Genomic DNA, 14,716 nt, shown 5'->3' on the forward strand with positions numbered 1-14,716 from the left:
TCATTGGCCGCCCTTCTGCACGAAGTTCTTGACGAATTCCTCCGCGTTCGATTCGAGCACGCCGTCGATCTCGTCGAGGATGGAATCGACGTTCTGAGTGTTGATCTGTCCCTGCACGGCCTCCGGCGGATCGACGGGGGCGTCTCCCCCACCGGTCGATTTGTCTCTCTGGACCTGTTCCTGCGAGCTCATCTCACACTCCTTCAGTCGTTCTTCACGCTCAGTCTATCCACTCCGAGTGCCTTGAGCAGGCCCTCGGCGGTCTCGATTCCCTCGACTCGTTCGGCGAGCAGTTCGCGAGTGCCCTTGAGCGGTTCGTGCATGGGCAGGCGCACCACTCCGAAGGCTCCCGCATTGAGTACGAGGGAATCCCAGCTGGCGGCCACCAGATCCTCGCCGAGGCGGCTGACCGCCACGGAGCGCAGGAACGCCCGGGTCCCGTCGGGGGCGTTGGTCACGGCGGCTTCGACCTCGGCGTCGGTGGTCATCCGGCGGATGCGTCCGGCTCGTTCGAGCTTGTGGAAGAGCCCCTTCTCCGGGCGCACATCGTGGTACTGGACGTCGATGAGGGCGAGCTTCGGGTGGTCCCAGTCGATGTCCTCCCGTGTTCGGTAGCTCTCGAGCAGCACCCACTTGGCGACCCAGTCGATGGAGTCGGCGAGAGTCTTCGGGTCGGTCGAGAGTCCGTCGAGGAACCGGCGCCATTCGGCGAGCACCTCGGTGGTCGCGGCGTCGTCGTGATCCGCGTGTTCGATGCAGGCGGAATAGAAGCGCTCTTGGATCTCCAATGCCGTGAGCGTCGTTCCGTCGCTCAGCGGCAGCCGCGCAGTCAGGCCGAGGTCGTGGCTGACATCCCACAGCGACTGCAGAGAGTCGGCGAGTTCGATCCGCGGTGCCAGTCCGGCTTCGATGAGTCCGAGGACGAGGGATGTCGCGCCGAAGCGGACGAACGTTGCGGGCTCCGCGAGGGTGGCGTCGCCGATGATCACGTGCAGCCGACGGTACTTCGCGGGGTCGGCGTGCGGTTCGTCACGGGTGTTGACGATGGGACGGCGCAGGGTCGTCTCGAGGCCCACTTCGGCTTCGAAGAAGTCCGCTCGAGACGAGATCTGGAAGCCTTTGCCCTCTCCTTCACGACCGATGCCGACCCGTCCCGATCCGCACAGGATCTGGCGGGTGACGAAGAACGGGATGAGTCCTGCCACGATGTCCTCGAAATCCGTGGACCTGTCGACGAGGTAGTTCTCATGGGTGCCGTAGGAGGCTCCCTTGGAGTCCGTGTTGTTCTTGTACAGATTGACCGGTTCCGCGCTCTTCTCAAGCGTCCGCACCGATTCCAGGGCCACGAGGTCGCCGGCCCGGTCGAAGGTGACGATATCGCGCGGAGTGAGCACCTCCGGGGAGGAGTATTCGGGGTGGGCGTGGTCAACGTAGTACCGAGCGCCATTCTCCGTGACGACATTGGCCAGATACTGGGCTTCGACGTCGTCCTGAGGGATATGGGTCAGTTGCGAGGCGTCGGCATCGGCGATGTTCATGAAGAAGCCCCGGGCGTCGGCCAGCGGGGACTCGGTGGCGAAGTCCCAGAAGTTCTGCGACGACTTCAGCCCGCGAGGACCGGCATAGGCGTCGACGACCCGGGCCGAGTCCCGCATCGGGTTCGCTCGCGGGTTGCCCGGCTGGCTGAGGCCGAACTCCGTCTCGGCTCCCATGACGCGCCTGACTCTGAGCATCTGCTTCTCCTCCAAGGTCTAGACTCGGGGACGTGGCAACGAAGAAATCTCATCTCCCCATCGCACTGATCGTCGACCTCATCCTCGTGGTTCTGTTCGCGATCGTCGGTCATTACACACATTCTCACAATTTCGATCCGCAGGGGCTGATGACCACAGCGTGGCCGTTCGTCGCGGCCCTCGTCATCGCGTGGCTGCTCACTGCCGTCTGGGATCGACCGATCGCTCCCCTGGCCACGGGCACCGGCGTCTGGGCGATCACCGTCCTCGGCGGACTCGTCCTGCGCGGAATCGCCGGCCAGGGCGAGGATCCGGGCAATGTCGCCGTGAGCTTCATGATCGTGGCGACCTCGCTCAATCTCATCACCCTCGTCGGCTGGCGTCTCATCGCCACCGCCGTCTCCGGCGGTTCGGGCCGCCGCAGACGCAGCCGCTGAACGCCCTTCGCCTCGTCGCGAGGTCTACCCGCGGACATCCGCACACGAAGAGCCCGCCGTGGCCGTCAGCTGACGGAGACGGCGGGCTCTTCGCTCTTCCCGGGTTCGGGACGGCTCAGACGAGGTCGGAGTTCGGTCGCACCTCGGCGATCTCGGTCTCGTACGGCACGGTCGGGGCTCCCCTGGTCGTGTCGAGGTGCATCATCCGCAGATGTGTGACGCGTTCGCCCTTGCGGCCGGAGATCCGCGCCCATTCGTCGGGGTTCGTCGTGTTCGGCAGATCCTCGTGTTCGCTGAACTCCTCGGCGATCGCATCCTCGAAATGTCCGGGACGCAGACCGCGTTCGCCGGTGTCGAGCAGCGATTTGATCGCCGCCTTCTTCGCCCGGTCGACGATGTTGTGGATCATCGCTCCGGAGGCGAAAGCGGAGAAGTGGAGGACTTCCTTCGAACCGTCGGCATAGCTGACCTCGACGAATTCGTTCTCCGGGGTCTCTGCGAACATCCGTTCGACACAGCTGTCGATGAGTGCGGCGACCGCCTCGGCGGGGGTGTCATGACCGGCGAGCACGCTCGAGTGCAGGGGCAGCTCCGCGGTCAGGTACTTCTCGAAGATGTCCCGGGCGGCCTCGGCGTCTGGGCGTTCAATGCGGATCTTCACATCGAGTCGGCCGGGCCTCAGGATCGCGGGGTCGATGAGGTCCTCACGGTTCGACGCACCGATGACGATGACGTTGTCGAGCTGTTCGACGCCGTCGATCTCGGTGAGCAGCTGCGGCACGATCGTCGTCTCTACGTCCGATGATTTTCCGGTTCCGCGGGTGCGGAACAGGGATTCCATCTCGTCGAAGAACACCACGACGGGAAAACCGGCCGAGGCCTTCTCGCGTGCTCGGGCGAAGATCAGGCGCAGCTGACGCTCCGTCTCTCCGACGTATTTGTCCAGCAGCTCCGGGCCTTTGATGTTGAGGAAGTAGGTCTTGCTCGTGCGGACCTTGCCCGTGCGATCGGCCAGGGAGTTCGCCACGGCCTTGGCGATGAGCGTCTTTCCGCAGCCGGGAGGTCCGTAGAGCAGGATTCCCTTCGGTGGTTTGAGTCCGTGCTCGGTGTAGAGCTCGGGATGCTCGAAGGGCAGCTCGACGGCATCCTTGATCTGTTCGATCTGGTCGGCCAGTCCGCCGATGTCGGAGTAGGTGATGTCGGGGACCTCTTCGAGCAGCAGCGAGGAGACCTCGGGCTTTTCGACGACCTGCAGTGCGTAGTGGGTGCGGGTGTCGACGACGACGGCATCGCCGACGCGCAGTCCCGCGTCGACGAGGCCGGCCGCGAGGGTGAAGACCTGTTCGTCATCGCCTGGGGCTCCGACGAGGATGCGCTGGGAGTCGACGAATTCGCGGACGTTGACAACTGATCCCACGGGTGGGAAGTCGCCGGTGCCGATGACGACGAGACCTTCGGATAGGAGCACATCGGCTCCGGCCCGCAGGCCCTCGGGTTCGACCTCGGGCGCGACGGCCACGCGCATCCGGCGGCCGCCGACGATGACATCGGCGGTCACGGCGTTCTCGCCGAGGGCGACGAGCGTGCCCCAGTTGTTCGGCGGCTCGGTCAGGCGCCGAGCCTCCTCCTTGATCCGTCCCAGTTCGTCACGGGCCGTACGCAGAGTCTTCGACAGTGCCTCATTGCGTTTGCCCGCGGTGTAGAGCTGCTGGCGCAGAGCAGCGGTGTCCTCGCGCAGCTTCTTCACCTCGGTCGTGGTCTCTGTCATCGATCCTCCTTCGGCCCTGTGCTCGTGCCAGTCGGGCTGTCTGTGACATCTGTGGTCGGCGCGTCGCCGGATCCCTCGGGCGCGTCGCGCAGGCGTCGGCCTGCCTCGCGCATCACCCGGCGCAGCTTCTTCCCATGTGCGGTGCGGGTGCCGATGGCTGCTTCGGTGACTTCGGGTTCAGTCCACGCCGCCACATCCTCAGCGGCGGCGGTGGCTCCCTGTGGGCGTTTCTTCTTCTCCAGCGGGCTCACGCCATCGGCCATTCGGCGGGCCATGATGAGGAACCCGGTGTGGGCGATCATCCGGTGGTCGGGGCGGACGGCGAGTCCGTCGACATGCCAGCCGCGGACCATGGCCTCCATGGACTCGGGTTCGGCGAACCTGCCGGAGGCACGCAGCGCTTCGACGAAGCGGGAGAGCTGCGGAACGGTGGCCACATACGCGATGACGATTCCACCGGGTGTCAGGGCTTCGCTGACCGCGTCGAGCGTATTCCAGGGGGTGAGCATGTCGAGGACGACACGATCGACGCTGCCGGGTCCGAAGGTCTGCGGCAGGGTCTCGGCGAGATCGCCGACGGTGACCGACCAGTTCTCCGGTTCTCCGTCGAAGAAGTCGGCGATGTTTCCCGCCGCGATCGTCGCGAACTCCTCACGCAGCTCGAACGAATGGACGGATCCCTCCGACCCCACGGCACGCAGCAGCGCCATCGACAGGGCGCCGGATCCGACGCCGGCTTCGACGACGGTCGCGCCGGGGAAGATGTCGCCGAGGGTGACGATGAGTCCCGAGTCCTTCGGGTAGACGACTGCGGCCCCTCGGGGCATGGAGAGCACGAAGTCTTCGTAGCGTGGGCGGAAGACCTGGAAGTCGATTCCCCCGGTGTTCGCGACGATGATTCCCTCTGTGCGCCCGATGATGTCATCGTGGCTGATGAGGCCCTTGTTCGTGTGGAAGTGCTCACCCGGGGCGAGCACGAAGGTGTGCATCCGCCCCTTGGGGTCGGTGAGCTGGACCTTCTCTCCGCGGCTGAGAACGCGCGGGGGCCGGGAATGCAGTGGCTGAGTCATGATGAGTCCACTCTACGCTGGTGAGGATTGCCTCACACAACCGGCTCAGGCCGCGAGCAGTTCGTCGAAGAACTCCTGCAGGTCGATGACTCCGACCAGGGTGTTTCCGTCCATGACCAGGCTGAACTGTGCCTTCGGTCGATGCGTGAGCGATTCGAGCAGGTGCGGGGCGGTGATGTCCTTCGGCACTCCGATCCACCCGGCCAGGGGGCGGGCGACTTCACCGGTGGGAACGGCGTCGAGGTTCTCGGCGAGGCGACCGGCTGCGGCGTGCCGGTCGACGAGGCCGTACGGCAGCCCCTTCTGGTCGAGGACGACGATGAGTGTGCGCTCCTTCGCGTTCCCGAGTGTGTTGGCATAGTCGAGGGTGTCGGCCAGGTCGGCGTCCCAGGTGGCAGCGATCGCCGGTTGGATGACTTGGGAGAGGTCGTAGGTCTCCATCTTCCGGGCGCGTTTGGCGTGGGTCGCGGCATCTCCCGCGGAGAACCACAGCATGATCGCAATGAGCGACATCCAGGCCACGGTGAGCGGTTGGGGTCGTTCGCCGGCCAGCAGCGGGGTGATGACCGACCAGCCGATGAAGCCGACGGCGATGATGCGTCCGACCCAGCTGGCCACGATCGTGCCGAGGAACTGGGATCCGGTGATGCGCCACATGATCGCCTGCAGCGCCCAGCCGCCGTCGAGCGGAATGCCCGGCAGCAGGTTGATGGCACCGAGCGCGACGTTGGCGAAGGTGACGGCGATGAGCAGCAGCCACGGCACCGAGGTGGGGCTGGCGGCGCTGAGACACCACCATCCCAGCAGGGCCAGAACGATGTTGACGATGGGGCCGACGATCGAGATGACGAAGCTCGTCATCGCGGCCTTGTCGCGCGGATTGTCCATCTGGGGTTCGAAGCGCGTGAAGCCGCCCCAGATGTTGAGCTCGATCGCGGCGACCTTCTGCCCGTAGAACTGACCGGCGACGCCGTGAGCGAGTTCGTGGAGGAAGACGGAGGCGAAGAGGAGCACCGCGTAGGCGAAGGCCACGAACCAGGCCCCGATGCCCAGATCCGGTCGGACCTGATTGAGCCACGGGGTGAAGAGGATGGTGATCACGATGGCGGCGAGGAACCACGACCACGCCAGAATCACCGGTGCGCCGAGGACGGTGCCCAAGCGCAGACCCGATGACGCACCAGGGTGGTGGTTTTTCGCGGCCATTGAAGGGGTTCCTCCGGTCGATGTCGTGGTCAGCGGACCACTGGGGGTCGGTAACTCAGCCTAACAGCGACGACGCTCCGACCGCTGGTCGCCACGTCGTGTCCGGGCAGGTCGTTACAGTGGAGTTATGGCCGAGCTCACCAGTCTCTCGCCCTCCCGGGCCAACGACTTCATCCAATGCCCTCTGAAGTTCCGCTTCCGCAGCATCGACAAGCTGCCGGAGCCGCCTTCGCAGGCGGCGTTCCGCGGCACGGTCGTCCATTCGGTGCTCGAGAAGCTCTTCACCGCACCGGCGGCCGAGCGCACGGCCGAACTCGCGCAGACGATGCTCATGCCGGCGTGGGAGGAGCTCGTCGAGAAGGACCCGGACGTCCTCGAGATCTTCGGAGAGGAATCGGAGAAGGAGACGTTCTTCACATCGGCGCGTCGGCTCATCGATTCCTACTTCGTCCTCGAGTATCCGGAGCATCTCGAACCGGAGGAGACGGAGAAGTTCGTCCGCACGACCCTCGACAACGGACTCGAGCTGCGCGGGTTCATCGACCGGGTCGATGTCGCCCCCGGCGGCGAGCAGCGTCTGGTCGACTACAAGACGGGCAAGCAGCCGAAGCCGCAGTACGGGCGGGAGGCGAAGTTCCAGATGGGCTTCTACGCTCTCGTCGTCTACCGGCTCTCCGGCGAACTCGTCCACACCCTGCAGCTGATGTATCTGGGTTCGCGCAGCGTGCTGAAGTCGCATCCGACGATGGCTGAGGTCGAACAGACGCAGTTCGAGATCGATGCGATCTGGAAGGACATCATCGCCTCTGCCGAGTCGGATCGGTGGCGGCCGAAGAAGTCACCGCTGTGCAATTGGTGCACGTTCAAACCGCTCTGCCCGGCCTGGGGCAACACCGCTCCCCCGACTCCGGAGATCACGAAGATCGTCGGGGCCTGAGTTTCAGGCGCTCTGCTGAGCGCGGAGACGTCGCAGTTCGGCGACTCCGCGGCCTTCGAGGCTGTCCCAGAGGATGCGGCCCGGACGCGGTTCGAGGTCGACGAAATGCGGGATCCCGATCGCAATGGTTCCGGCCGCCTCGGCGCTGGCCAGGCCCGGCTTCGAGTCCTCGAGAGCCACACAGTCGGCCGGATCGAGGTCGAGCAGGGCCGCCCCGCGCAGGTACGGTTCGGGATCCGGTTTGCCGGCGGACACCTCATCGCCGGAGACGAGCCCGGCGAAGCTCTCGGGAGGGCAGCTGGCGATGACCGCCTCGGCGAGCGGCCGGTAGGACATCGTGACCATGACGCTCGGGATGCCTTCATCCTTGAGTTCGGCCAGCAGCTCCAGAGCACCGGGACGGAACGGCACGGACTGACGGATCTGTGCGATGACGTTGCCCATCAGAGTTTCGACGATCTCCTCGGCGGGCAGGTCGAGGCCGGCGTCCCGCATCATTCGGGCGGAGACGATCAGCTCGTTGCCGACGAATTCGAGCCCCTGCTCTTCCGACCAGGGCAGGCCGTGGGCGTTCATGAGTTCGGTCTCGGCACGGATCCAATACGGCTCGGTGTCGACCAGGGTTCCGTCCATGTCCCACAGGACAGCGGCAGGGTCGGCTGATGCATGGTTCGTCATACGCCCAGCGTAGTCTGGAACCATGAGTATTCTTCCATCCGGGTCCGGGGCACTCGTGTTCATCGCCTTCGAAGGTCAGGATGCCGATGCTTCCGAAGCGGCGAGTTCGCTGGTCAAGGATCTCATCGAGGTCTGGGACCTGAACGACTCCGAGATCCTCGATACTGATGGGTTCTACGAATTCCGCTTCTCCGAACCCGAGATCATCCGCGACGAGGATGGAACCGCCTCGATCGCCTGGCCGGGTGTCGCGGTTCATCGGGGCCGCCTCGGCGAACGGCCGATCACTGTCATCCACGGTCACGAACCGGGTCTGAAATGGCGGGAGTTCCTCTCCCTCGTCCTCGCTCACGTCGGTGACGACGATACCGTCGTCCTCCTCGGCGGGCTCCATGCCGAGGTTCCGCATACGCGTCCACTGCCGGTGGTGGCCAATACGGAGGACTCGGAGCTCGCGTCCGAGCTCGGCATCGACGCGAACGGCTATGAGGGCCCCATCGGCATTCTCGGGCTCCTCGGAGTCGCCTGCCGATGGCGGAGTGTCAGGGCGATCAATCTGTGGGTGGGTGTGCCGGACTACCTGGCCGAGTCGCCATCGCCGAAGGCCGAGCTCGCGCTGGCCAAGGCGGTCGAACGCTATGCCGGCATCGAAGTCGACATCCACGTGCTCGAAGAGGAGAGCCGGGCCTGGGAACTCGGCGCCGACGAACTCGTCTCCCTCAACCCCAGGCTGGCCGAACTCGTCAGAGCACTGGAGAAGCAGAACGATTCGGCAGAGCTGCCAGAAGCCAGCGGTGACGCCATCGCAGCCGAGTTCGAACGCTATCTGCGCAAACGCGGCCGCGATAAGTGAACCACGGGCATCCGGGGATCCGGCGATGAACGCCGATCGCCGTCAGTCCAGCAGCGTCAGTCCAGCAGCGTCAGTCGAGCAGCGTCAGTCGAGCAGGCGGATGCCCAGCAGGGCATCGACGGCATCGGCGACTCGGTCGCCGCTGAGCGCCGCGGTCTCCGAAGCCTGGGAGTCTGCGTAGTGTTCGGCCCATTCGTCGAGGATGCCCAGGGCCCGGGGGCTGTCGAGGTCATCGGTGAGTGCTTCGCGCAGCAGGCCGATGATGTGCTCGCGCAGACCCTGTCGACATTCTGATTCGCATTTGGCCGCGTGCTTCCATGCCTCGAGGCGAGCCTCGGCGATGGACAGCTGCTCCTCGGTGAAGCTCCAGTCGCTGCGGTAGTGGTTGGACAGGATCACGGTGCGGATGACCATGGGGTCGACTCCGCGCTCGCGCAGCTGCGAGACGAGAACGAGATTGCCTTTCGACTTGCTCATCTTCTCGCCGTCGAGACCAACCATCCCGGTGTGCATATAGGTCTTCGCCATCGGCTTCTTCCGCCACGCAGATGCGTGGGCGGCGCTCATCTCGTGGTGCGGGAAGATGAGGTCGTTTCCGCCTCCCTGCACATCGACGGGGAAGCCGAGGTATTTATCGGCGATGACCGTGCATTCGACATGCCACCCCGGTCGTCCGCGTCCGAGAGTTCCACCGTCCCAGGAGGGTTCGCCTTCGCGTTCGGCCCGCCACAGCAGCGGGTCGATGGGGTTCTCCTTGCCCGGGGTCTCGGGGTCTCCGCCGCGTTCGGCCGACAGTGCTGCCATGGTCTCCCGATCGTCATGGCTGACGGTGCCGAACGGCGGGGTGATCTGAGTCGACACCCGGTAGTAGACGTCACCGTTGTCGAGGGTGTAGGCGGCCCCCCTGTCCACGAGGTCCCGGACACCGGCGGCGATCTCGTCGACGGATTCGACGACGCCGATGAAGCTGGCCGGCGGGATCACCCGCAGGGCTTCCATATCCTCGCGGAAGAGCTGGATCTGGGAGGAGGCGAGTTCGCGCCAATCGACTCCCGTGGCATCGGCCCGCTCCAGCAGCGGGTCGTCGACATCAGTGGTGTTCTGTGCATAGTCGACCTCGAGTCCCGCATCGCGCCAGATCCGATTGAGCAGATCGAAGGCCACATAGGTGGCGGCATGCCCGAGGTGCGTCGCATCGTAGGGGGTGATGCCGCAGACGTAGAGTCGCGCGGTCTGCTCGGATCCGCGCAGTCGGCGCGGGCTGCGGGTGCTCGTGTCGAATACCGTGGGCACCTTGCCGGTGCTGGTCAGACGGGGCAGTTGAGGTTCGGGCCATGACTTCACGGCACCCAGCCTAACCGAGAGGCAGGCGTTCGGCACTTCCGTACCGCCGTGATGCCTGTTTCAGATCGGCGGCCAGGGAATCACGGTGCGATCGGCGGGTGCTTCGGGGAAGAACTCGGCGGAGAGAAGCCGGTTCGCCCGGTATTTCAGTGCTTCCAGTTCGTCGGCCGACAGGCAGTCGCTCAGCTGTGTCCGCAGTGTGTCGTCCATGGCGGCGACTTCCTGCAAGGCATCGATCTCTTCGGCGCAGAAGGAGGTGCGAGAGAAACCCCACAGTACAGTGCGCAGCTTCTCCTCATGGTGGAAGGTCAGGCCGTTGTCGATGCCGAAGATGCCGATATCGGCGGAGGCGGTGCTCGGCAGTGGGCTGCCGGTGATGACATGGCCGGCTTTGCGGTCGGCATTGTTGGCCAGCAGGTCGAAGAAGGCGATGGCTCGCAGCCCCTCGTCGACCGAATGGGAGAGCACGAGATCGCGACCGTCCTCAGTGCGCAGAGCGAAGATCGGGGTGTGATCGACGGGGATTGCGTTCACCGTCGACAGGGTCACCGCTTCGTCAGCGTCGGAGGCTTCGACATAGGCCTGCAGAGAGCCGCGACCGGCGGGCAGGTCGTCGCGCAGCACGGTCGGCGGGACCACTCCGAGGTCGAGTGCGTTGGAGAGTCGGAAGGCTGCGACCTCGCGCAGTGCCAGCGTCTCCAGCGGGAAGTCCGTCAGAGGCCGTTCTCCGGAGATGGGTTTGTACACGGCCTTGATCGCCCGGCCTTCGTGTTCGAGGACGAGCAGGCGGGTGTCGTTGCTGGCGCGTGGGATCGAGCCCATCTCCGTCCAGTCCCCCGCTTCCAGAGCGTCGAGGAGAATCCCATGGTCCATCACAGTTCAGGCGCGCGGGATCCCGTTGGCACGCGGACACAGATGGCCGTCGGGTTCGAGCGGAAGGGAGCAGAACGGACAGTCTCCGCGTCCGGCGCTGACGACCTGTTCTCCGCGGCGGGCGAATTCTCGGGCAGCGGCGGCGTCGAGGACGACGCGCAGGACTTCGCGTTCGACTTCGTCATCATCGGGGTCGGCGGAGGTTCCGGCCTGGGCGTCCGCCTCGGTGAGTTCGAAGCATTCGATGACGAGTTCATGTTTGACGGTGTCCCAGCCCAGGCTCATCGTGCCGACGCGGAACTCCGGTTCGATGGGAACGTTGAGCCCGGCATTGTCGATGCGATCATCGAGCGCCGTCTGCGGAACCCGGGCGGCCGGGTCCTTGATCATCACCATGTCGAGCAGTTCGGTGATCCGATCGGAGAGGATCTCGACCTGCTCCTTCTCGACGACCACGGTCGTGAGCGCATTGCCGGATTTCGCTTGGAGGAGGAACGTCCTCTCGCCGGGAAGTCCGATTGTGCCGACGACGAAACGATCGGGTGTGGGGTGGTCGTACAGAGCTGCCATGTCTTCAGCCTAGTTCAAACACTTACATGTCGGTCCGGCCTGGGATACATTTGAGTCATGAGCACTGATCCTCGTGAGGCCCTGGACGCATTCCTCGAAGCAGTGAGAGCGCACTACGCTGCATCCGCACACCGCAACGGTGACCAAGACCCCCGAGTCGAAGCCGCTTATATGGCTTTGGCCGATGCCTTCGAAATCTACGAAGACGCGATCTACACAGCGTTCGACGAAGTCACCCCGTTCGAACTCTTCGATGATGTCGAGGATGCCAAGGACGATGACGAGTTCCTCCTCGACGATGATGACGAGGACGACTGAGTGCTTCAGACAGAATCGGACCCGCGGCGCTGAGCCGACGGGCGCTCTAGGCCGGCGGACTCCACGAGATCTGGTCGAGCACCTCGGCGATCTCATCGGCCAATTCGACCGCGCTGCCGGTGACCTCGGCCAGTTGCGCCGGGGTGCGCGGCGAGACCAAGGTGCTGGCGATTCCGTGCTGGCGGTTGAAGGCCAGGGCGATGTCCAAGGGTGAGACACCCAGTGCGGTCGCGGCGCGACGGACGCCGGCGAGCACCCGATTCGACCGCTCGTCGAGGTAGGCACCGGCGTATTCGCTCAGCTCCCCCGCCAGGCGCGAATCCTGCGGTGTCGCGTTCCGGTATTTGTCGGTGAGCACTCCGCGGCCCAGCCCGGCTCCGGCGATGAGTGAGACGCCCGCATAGTCCGTGGCGGGGACAAGCTCAGCCTCTGCCTCGCGATTGAGCAGAGAGTATTCGGCTACGGCACAGGCGACCGGAATTCCGGCACCGCGCATCTCCGCCAGCTGCCAACCGGTGTGATGGGACACTCCGACGTAGCGGATCTTTCCCAACGTCAGCAGCGTCTCAACCGCCGAGGCGGTCTCGGCACGGTCGACCTCGGCATCGAAGACGTCGAGGACGAGCACGTCGAGGTGTTCGCGACCCACTGTGCGCAGAAGAGATTCGACCTGACTGAGGATTCTCGAGCGCCCGAGTCCGACCTCGATGTGGTCGGGTTCACTCATGGACACGCCCACTCGGGCCAGCACCAGAATCTCTTCGGGAAGTCGCAGCTGCCCGAGCACCTCGGCGGACATCGTGGCCGAACTGGGCAGCTCGATGAGGTTGCCACCTGCGTCTTTGTACTCATCGACGAGGCGTTGGGCGACTTGGTCATCGACCCGATGCCCCCACTCGAAGGTCCCGAGACCCACATCGCTGACTTCCAGACCGGTGGTGCCGAGGCGTTGGTGCTTCATGTTTCTTGAGGTTACCCGATGCTGCGACTACCGTGGTTTCGTTCCTACCTCATATTCTCAAGGAGTCGTATGTACGACTGGCTGGTCGCTGCCGTTCTCGGAATCGTGCAGGCACTCACCGAGTTCCTCCCGATCTCCTCGTCGGCGCATGTGCGCATCGTCGGCGAACTCATGCTTCCCGGTTCCGATCCGGGCGCGTTCTTCACCGCCATCATCCAGATCGGCACCGAGGCGGCCGTCGTCGTCTACTTCTGGAGCGATATCGTTTCGATCATCTCGAAATGGTGCAAGGCGCTCGTCGGCAAGCATGATCGCAAGGATCCCGAGGTGCGCCTGGGCTGGCTCATCATCGTCGGTTCGATTCCCATCGTCATCATCGGCCTGCTCTTCCAGGACTACATCGAGGGCGCTCTGCGCAGCCTCTGGATCACGGCGACGATGCTCATCGTCTTCGGTCTCATCATCGGCATCGCCGACTGGGCCGGAAAGCGCGAACGCACCCTCGAGGACATGACCTGGGGTCAGGGCATTCTGTACGGCTTCGCTCAGGCTCTCGCCGTCATTCCCGGCGTGTCACGTTCCGGCGGCACGATCATGGCCGGCCGGTTCATGGGCTTCGACCGTCCTTCCGCGGCCCGCTATTCGTTCCTCCTCGCCATTCCCGCCGTCGTCGGTTCGGGCCTCTACGGCGTGGCGCAGACGCTGGGTCGCAGCGAGGCCATGGTGCTCGGCTGGGGACCGACGATCCTCGCCACGATCATCGCCTTCGGGCTCGGCCTCGTCGTCATCCACTGGTTCCTCAAGTACGTGGAGACGAAGTCCTTCGCCATCTTCGTCTGGTACCGCGTAGCATTGGGCATCGTCCTCTATATCCTGCTCGGCACGGGAGTCCTCGCCGCCGTCTGAGTCGACGTCCCGTCCTGCACCAGCATGAACTGATCCCGGCACTCGCTCATGAGTGCCGGGATCAGCGCATTCACACGACTGCCGAGATCAGCGCATTCCGCCGCCGCCGACGGCGGCAGACTGTGCGAGTCCGGCTGCGGTCACTGACATCGCTGCGAGCACCGGCCTATCACCGGAATAGTCGATGACCGTGAATGATCCCGGAGCGACGCTCAGACGTTGGAATTCGTCGAGGGGCATTCCCAGTGCATCGGCGATGATCGCCTTGATGATGTCTCCGTGGGAGACGATCATCGCCCACCGAGGCGGCGCTGGCTTCCCAACGTCGGTCCCTGACTCCGAGGCAGTCCCTGATTTCGAAGCGGCCCCGAGGTCCGCATCGGCGCGTTCCTCCTCGCGCAGCTGCGCCACGAGGTCACGGACGCGGGCCGTCGATCGGTCGGCCGCCTCGGTGATGGATTCGCCACCGGGGAACCTCGCCTGCGACGCTGACGTCACCACGGTCTTCCATAGGGGCTCTCGCCCCAGCTCTTTGAGCGTTCGTCCCGTCCACTCGCCGTAGTCGAGTTCGATGACGGCGTCATCGACGGCGATGTCATCGAATTCGGCCACCTCCGCCGCGACCATCGCGGTCTCTTGGCATCGCTGCAGCGGTGAATGCAGAAGGCGGGCGAAGTGCCGGTGCGGCAGCAGTTCGAGGTTGGCCCGCAGGGCCCGTCTCCCCTCGTCGGTGAGAGACACGCCGGGGGCGCGTCCGGCCAGGATTCCGGAGACGTTGGCGCTGGAGAGGCCGTGCCGCAGAAGAACGATGACGGGCATACCGCCAAGACTAGCCCAGATCGTCTAGGGTGAGGCTATGAAACGTCAGCGTCCACGTATGACCTACGAGTTCCGGAAGGTCTCGTTCTCTCGTGATGTGCCGCGTTCGGTCAGCCTGCAGGAACTCAACGACCAGGCGGAATACGGACAGTGGGAACTCGCTCGGACCCGCATCTCCGTCGGCGGAGTCCGCACCGTCTGGCTGCGCCGGAAGATCATGCCGCTGACTCTGAGCAGCTGATG

17 protein-coding genes are annotated in these 14,716 nt (G+C 64.8%); 6 read left to right on the forward strand and 11 right to left on the reverse strand.

From position 1 onward, the window contains the following. Together GUY30_RS08690 and dop are read right to left on the reverse strand one after the other, a co-directional pair. Positions 1-192, reverse strand: a complete 192-nt coding sequence (locus tag GUY30_RS08690; RefSeq protein WP_167196257.1) for a ubiquitin-like protein Pup — start codon at positions 190-192, stop codon at positions 1-3. 11 nt (positions 193-203) lie between these two features. Further along, positions 204-1,733, reverse strand: a complete 1,530-nt coding sequence (dop, locus tag GUY30_RS08695; protein WP_167196260.1) for a depupylase/deamidase Dop — start codon at positions 1,731-1,733, stop codon at positions 204-206. 32 nt (positions 1,734-1,765) lie between these two features. On the opposite strand from dop, the gene GUY30_RS08700 reads away from it, so the two are divergent. After that, positions 1,766-2,170, forward strand: a complete 405-nt coding sequence (locus GUY30_RS08700) for a DUF3054 domain-containing protein (RefSeq protein ID WP_167196263.1) — start codon at positions 1,766-1,768, stop codon at positions 2,168-2,170. Between the two features lie 115 nt (positions 2,171-2,285). Here GUY30_RS08700 and arc read toward each other — a convergent pair whose 3' ends face one another. Genes arc through GUY30_RS08715 form a run of 3 tightly spaced genes read right to left on the reverse strand, consistent with a single transcriptional unit; the run spans position 2,286 to position 6,214 of the window. Continuing rightward, complete coding sequence (gene arc / locus GUY30_RS08705; RefSeq protein ID WP_167196266.1) at positions 2,286-3,938, reverse strand: proteasome ATPase; 1,653 nt, start codon at positions 3,936-3,938, stop codon at positions 2,286-2,288. Continuing rightward, positions 3,935-5,008, reverse strand: coding sequence for a tRNA (adenine-N1)-methyltransferase (locus GUY30_RS08710; RefSeq protein WP_167196269.1), 1,074 nt, complete (start codon positions 5,006-5,008; stop codon positions 3,935-3,937). Before GUY30_RS08710 ends, arc begins: the two co-directional genes overlap by 4 nt. A gap of 45 nt (positions 5,009-5,053) precedes the next feature. Next, positions 5,054-6,214 (reverse strand): site-2 protease family protein, encoded by a 1,161-nt coding sequence (locus tag GUY30_RS08715; RefSeq protein WP_167196272.1) that lies wholly within the window; start codon positions 6,212-6,214, stop codon positions 5,054-5,056. Positions 6,215-6,341: 127 nt separating this feature from the next. Between GUY30_RS08715 and GUY30_RS08720 the strand changes: the two genes are divergently transcribed. Next, on the forward strand, positions 6,342-7,151 hold the full coding sequence (locus GUY30_RS08720; RefSeq protein WP_167196275.1) for a RecB family exonuclease: 810 nt from the start codon (positions 6,342-6,344) through the stop codon (positions 7,149-7,151). Between the two features lie 3 nt (positions 7,152-7,154). Here GUY30_RS08720 and GUY30_RS08725 read toward each other — a convergent pair whose 3' ends face one another. Further along, on the reverse strand, positions 7,155-7,829 hold the full coding sequence (locus tag GUY30_RS08725; RefSeq protein WP_167196278.1) for an HAD family hydrolase: 675 nt from the start codon (positions 7,827-7,829) through the stop codon (positions 7,155-7,157). Positions 7,830-7,851: 22 nt separating this feature from the next. On the opposite strand from GUY30_RS08725, the gene GUY30_RS08730 reads away from it, so the two are divergent. After that, the gene (locus tag GUY30_RS08730) at positions 7,852-8,682 is read left to right on the forward strand and encodes a proteasome assembly chaperone family protein (protein ID WP_167196281.1); all 831 of its coding nucleotides are present in this window, start codon (positions 7,852-7,854) and stop codon (positions 8,680-8,682) included. Between the two features lie 84 nt (positions 8,683-8,766). Here the strand turns inward: GUY30_RS08730 and mshC are convergent, their stop codons facing one another. From mshC to GUY30_RS08745, 3 genes are read right to left on the reverse strand one after another with little or no spacing between them, the layout of a single operon-like run. Next, a complete protein-coding gene (mshC, locus tag GUY30_RS08735; RefSeq protein ID WP_167196284.1) occupies positions 8,767-10,026 on the reverse strand; it encodes a cysteine--1-D-myo-inosityl 2-amino-2-deoxy-alpha-D-glucopyranoside ligase in 1,260 nt (419 codons plus the stop codon). A 60-nt stretch (positions 10,027-10,086) separates the two neighbouring features. Next, the gene (locus tag GUY30_RS08740; RefSeq protein ID WP_167196287.1) at positions 10,087-10,899 is read right to left on the reverse strand and encodes an SCO1664 family protein; all 813 of its coding nucleotides are present in this window, start codon (positions 10,897-10,899) and stop codon (positions 10,087-10,089) included. A gap of 6 nt (positions 10,900-10,905) precedes the next feature. Continuing rightward, a complete protein-coding gene (locus GUY30_RS08745) occupies positions 10,906-11,469 on the reverse strand; it encodes a DUF3090 family protein (RefSeq protein ID WP_167196290.1) in 564 nt (187 codons plus the stop codon). Between the two features lie 57 nt (positions 11,470-11,526). Between GUY30_RS08745 and GUY30_RS08750 the strand changes: the two genes are divergently transcribed. Further along, complete coding sequence (locus tag GUY30_RS08750) at positions 11,527-11,787, forward strand: hypothetical protein (protein WP_167196293.1); 261 nt, start codon at positions 11,527-11,529, stop codon at positions 11,785-11,787. A 46-nt stretch (positions 11,788-11,833) separates the two neighbouring features. Here the strand turns inward: GUY30_RS08750 and GUY30_RS08755 are convergent, their stop codons facing one another. Beyond that, complete coding sequence (locus GUY30_RS08755; RefSeq protein ID WP_167196296.1) at positions 11,834-12,748, reverse strand: aldo/keto reductase; 915 nt, start codon at positions 12,746-12,748, stop codon at positions 11,834-11,836. Between the two features lie 69 nt (positions 12,749-12,817). Between GUY30_RS08755 and GUY30_RS08760 the strand changes: the two genes are divergently transcribed. Next, on the forward strand, positions 12,818-13,654 hold the full coding sequence (locus GUY30_RS08760; RefSeq protein ID WP_167196299.1) for an undecaprenyl-diphosphate phosphatase: 837 nt from the start codon (positions 12,818-12,820) through the stop codon (positions 13,652-13,654). Between the two features lie 87 nt (positions 13,655-13,741). Here the strand turns inward: GUY30_RS08760 and GUY30_RS08765 are convergent, their stop codons facing one another. After that, positions 13,742-14,473 (reverse strand): histidine phosphatase family protein, encoded by a 732-nt coding sequence (locus tag GUY30_RS08765; protein ID WP_167196302.1) that lies wholly within the window; start codon positions 14,471-14,473, stop codon positions 13,742-13,744. Between the two features lie 58 nt (positions 14,474-14,531). On the opposite strand from GUY30_RS08765, the gene GUY30_RS08770 reads away from it, so the two are divergent. Then, positions 14,532-14,714, forward strand: coding sequence for a DUF5703 family protein (locus tag GUY30_RS08770; RefSeq protein ID WP_167196305.1), 183 nt, complete (start codon positions 14,532-14,534; stop codon positions 14,712-14,714). Positions 14,715-14,716: the final 2 nt, after the last annotated feature.

Source organism: Brevibacterium pigmentatum (genome assembly GCF_011617465.1).
Taxonomy (GTDB): Bacteria; Actinomycetota; Actinomycetes; order Actinomycetales; family Brevibacteriaceae; genus Brevibacterium; species Brevibacterium pigmentatum.